This window comes from Streptomyces sp. 3330 (genome assembly GCF_031456635.1).
In the GTDB taxonomy this organism is placed as follows: Bacteria; Actinomycetota; Actinomycetes; order Streptomycetales; family Streptomycetaceae; genus Streptomyces.
In genome coordinates, this window is sequence record NZ_JAVDVA010000067.1 from 1 (window position 1) to 4,029 (window position 4,029).

Sequence of the window (4,029 nt, forward strand, 5' to 3'; positions counted from 1 at the left end):
AGGGAGAGTGCGGAGCAGTACGCGCGGGAAACCGTCGGGACGGATCTCGCGCAGGGGCTGAGGGAGAGTGCGGAGCAGTACGCGCGGGAAACCGTCGGGACGGATCTCGCGCAGGGGCTGAGGGAGAGTGCGGAGCAGTACGCGCGGGAAACCGTTCAAGGTTCCGGGCCCGCCTCCTCTCAGGGCCGAAGTGTGCAGGTTCAGATTCCTCTGGCTATCGCGCAGGCGGCCCGAATGAGGCCAGTCGCCCGGGGTGGTTCGATAAGTGATGGGCAAGCGTCGTACTTGGGGCAGGTCGGTGCGGTTGGGTTGCGCAGGGGTGGCGCCATCCGAAGGGGGGGAGGAGGCAGAGCGCGCTGAATTACCGCACCAGCCTCGATGATCTACGGTTACGGGCCGGCTCCAGCGCCACGCCCCCGCGTCGGCGGGGAGGACCCTGTCCAGTCAGGGCCGAGGACCACGAACTCCGGAACACCCCCGCGCCAGCGAGGAGGACGGGGTTACCGAAGGGATGCGTCGCAGATGCGGACGGCACACGCCGTGTGGGCAGGAAGGTGACCCATGCGCGGTTGTCGCATTCGCGGCCAGTGTGTGGCCCCGGCTGGCCGGGGGAACTCCATCGCCCCCGGATTGAGGCTCCCGGTACGGAACATCCCCGCCTTTTCGGGGGTGACCGAGGCTCGCCGGGCTGGGAAGCCGGGCGAGCCGGAACACCCCGGCTTTGGCGGGGAGGACACGGATGGAACCAGGGCTTCGGCGTTGTCGAGGGATGTCCGATTCGTGAGCATGTGGCCTCAAGAGGGTGAGAGGCATCGGATGTCCAGCCCGAGACCCAGCTTTACGACAGCCTCAAGCTGTCGACCAGTTGCACCTGGGGATCCCACCCTGCCGGGCGTTCGCTCACCGATCCGCGCCAAGGGCAGCCAGCCTCGATCCATGCAGCTCGCGCGGTCATGGCCCCCGTGTTCGAGGCGTCCTCGTATCCGAACTCGATGAAGCAACAGCTGCAGATGGCGAACGACGGCGTCAGTCCGTCGGAACCCCAGGGATCGAATCCCTGATCGAGCCCGCACACAGGGCAATGGGCTCCTGGCCTCGGTGTCCTCGTCACGGGCCGATGCTACGTGCCGTCGGACCCCGTCGCTGGTGCTTGCCCGGGTGAGGCAGGCACGGTTTCCAAGATCATGGAGTTCGCGACGCCTCGTGACCTGCCTGGAAGACCGTGCCCGCCGACGCATCATCGACGATCCCGCCTGCCCTTGACCAGTTCCGCGAGCATCCGCAGCTCACCCCCGAGGAGGTGCCTGGCCTGCTGGAGCGCCTGGCAGAGGTGCCCGACCCGCGTGACCCACGGGGAGTGCGGCACGCCTTGGTCGCCGTCCTCGCGCTGACCGCTTGTGCGGTGCTGGCTGGTGCGACGTCGCTGCTGGCGGTCGGCGAGTGGATCGCCGACGCCCCGCCGCACGTGCTGGAACAAGTCGGCGTGCGCGTCGACCCCCTGGCCCCGCAATGATGCCTGCCTGCGGAAACGACTGTCCGGTGCCTGCTGACCCGGATCGACGGCGACGCGCTGGATCGGTCGGTGGCCCGTTGGCTCGCTGACCGCCTCCCCGAGCGGACCGGTGCCGCCGGGCTGTGTGCTCTGGCCGTGGACGGCAAGACCCTTCGCGGCGCAGCAAAGGCCAGCGGCCGCAGAATCCACCTGCTCGCTGCCATGGAGCACAGCAGCGGCCCGGTCCTGGCCCAACTGGACGTGCAGGAGAAGACCAACGAGATCACCTGCTTCCAGCCGCTGCTGGACACGGTCGCCGACCTCACCGGCACCGTCGTCACCAGCGACGCGATGCATGCCCAGCGCGAGCACGCTGACTACCTCCTGGGACGCGGCGCCCACTACATCGTGATCGTCAAGGGCAACCAGAAGAAGCTCCGCAGGCAGCTCAACTCCCTTCCCTAGTGGAGATCCCCTTGCAGGGACGCACCCGCGAGACCGGGCACGGACGGGGCGAGATCCGCCGCATCAGGGCGGCCACCATGCGAATCCTTCCGTTCCCACACGCGCGCCAAGCCATCCAGCTCAAACGCCGCCGGGTGAACCGCAAGACCGGCAGGACCACCATCAAGACGATCTACGCGGTCACCAGCCTGCCCGCCGGCAAAGCCACTCCCACACAGCTCGCCGCCCTGATCCGCGGCCACTGGTCCATCGAAGCGCTGCACCACATCCGTGACGTGACCTTCGTCGAGGAAGCCTCCCAGCTCCGCACCGGCAACGCTCCCCGGGCGATGGCCACCTGGCGCAACCTCACCATCGGGGCGCTCCGCATCGCAGGCGTCCGGGGTATTGCTGCTGCCCTGCGCTGCAACGCCCGCGACCCGCAGCGAGCACTCGCCCTCCTCTGGCTCGCATGATCACGAAGCGGACATCCCTCGACAATGCCGAAGCCCTGCCGGGGGGCTTCGTTGGTTCCGTATCCTCCATGCTCGATGTGCCGTACGAGCTGGTCGAGCATGTCTCCTGGCTCATCTACACCCGAAGGCGTGAACGCCGCTCGCCGTGGCGGAAGTTGAGCTGCTTCAAGCAGGCCCTGCTGACGCTGGCCCACCTGCGGAAGAACGAGACGTTCGCGCAGGTCGGCGCAGGATTCGGGGTGTCGGAGGTGACGGCCTGGCGCCACGTCAACGAGACGCTCGAGGTCCTGGCCGCCTGGGCGCCGGGACTGCACGAGGCCCTGGTGGGCCTGGGCGAGGGGGACTTCGTCATCGTCGACGGGACGCTCATCCCGTCCGACCGCAGCAAGGCGGATGAACCATACTACTCGCAAAAAACAAGCAGCACGGCATGAATGTGCAGGTCATCGCGGCCCCGGACGGCACCCCGCTGTGGTTTTCACGCGCGACACCGGGACGTACCCACGACCTCACCGCGGCCCGCGCCCACGGCATCGTCCAAGCCTGCCTGACCCGGCAGATCCTCGTCCTCGCCGACCGGGACCAGGGTGCCGGAGCTACCGTCCGCACCCCTACTACCACCACCACGAACAGCCCGAGCACTACAAGCAGTTCAACCGCGACCACGCCCGGCTGCGGGCTTCGGGCGAACGCGCCTTCGCACAGCTGAAGTCCTGGCGACTGATACGCCGCGCAAGGTGCTCCACCCGCCGCATCGGGACCATCGTCCAAGCCATCCATACACTGCTGACCTGGAGCTATTCAGGATGAAAGAGGTTCAGTGAGCTTTCTCCGGGCTGCCACTGAGTGAGTGACGGCGCTGCTTGAGGCGATGGACTGCAACGCACGAGGCTCCCATGCCGGTGGAGGAGGTGTTCGACGTCTCAACCCACCGGCACGGGAACCTGGTTGGTTGCGAACCCTGCCGCACTCGACCTGCCTCGCGCCCCGGTCGAGTGGGTCACGATGGTCATCGTCACCCTTGTGAGAGTGACCGGTGGTGCAAGCTTGGGCCGCGCCGGCGTGCGCCGAGCGTTGGCCGCAACCTGCAGCGCGCATCGCGGCCGGTTTCGCGATATCCGTCGGTACCGCTCACGCACAGGTACGGGCGTCGTCGGCCTGCTCGCTGGCCGTGCTCCGGTCATCGACGGCTGCCTCGCTGAAACCGGACTGGCCCTCAACCCCGGCACCCGAAGCTAAACCGACAGGGTCAGTAGGTCCGTACGTCGTGGCGCTATGGGTGACCCACATACACATCGGCATGCCGATCAGATACTTCCCTGACGGCCCGCGGGCTGGCGATGTTGGGGCCGACAAGGTCCACGGCGTCGACGGCCCGTTGCGCCTACTTTCGCCTGAGTGTGCAGACATATAGTGCACTATGGTCTATTTTTTGGGACTTTTTTCTAAAGGCTAGATTGCCTCGGCGGGGGTGACACCCTGCCTGAAGTCGAAGCGGGCGACGGCGCTCTCCCGCTGCTCCTAGGGTCCGTCTTCAAAGATCACCGGGTGGTGGATCATGGTGGGGTGATACGTCGCCATGAACTCACCGATGGGGAGTGGGAGTTACTCGCTCCG

At 67.0% G+C, this 4,029-nt stretch carries 3 protein-coding genes and 1 pseudogene; all 4 read left to right on the forward strand.

Annotated elements, in window-relative coordinates; all coding sequences use genetic code 11:
• Positions 1–1,222 precede the first annotated feature (1,222 nt).
• The 4 genes and pseudogenes from J2X68_RS40120 to J2X68_RS40135 all read left to right on the forward strand — a co-directional run bounded on the left by J2X68_RS40120 (position 1,223) and on the right by J2X68_RS40135 (position 3,222).
• Positions 1,223–1,513: a transposase family protein gene (locus J2X68_RS40120; protein ID WP_310437539.1), complete on the forward strand. Its 291-nt coding sequence runs from the start codon at positions 1,223–1,225 to the stop codon at positions 1,511–1,513.
• A 57-nt stretch (positions 1,514–1,570) separates the two neighbouring features.
• The gene (locus tag J2X68_RS40125; RefSeq protein ID WP_310437541.1) at positions 1,571–1,957 is read left to right on the forward strand and encodes an ISAs1 family transposase; all 387 of its coding nucleotides are present in this window, start codon (positions 1,571–1,573) and stop codon (positions 1,955–1,957) included.
• Between the two features lie 134 nt (positions 1,958–2,091).
• Positions 2,092–2,412: a hypothetical protein gene (locus tag J2X68_RS40130; RefSeq protein WP_310437540.1), complete on the forward strand. Its 321-nt coding sequence runs from the start codon at positions 2,092–2,094 to the stop codon at positions 2,410–2,412.
• Positions 2,413–2,436: 24 nt separating this feature from the next.
• Positions 2,437–3,222 (forward strand): annotated as a pseudogene (locus J2X68_RS40135) (transposase family protein).
• Positions 3,223–4,029: the final 807 nt, after the last annotated feature.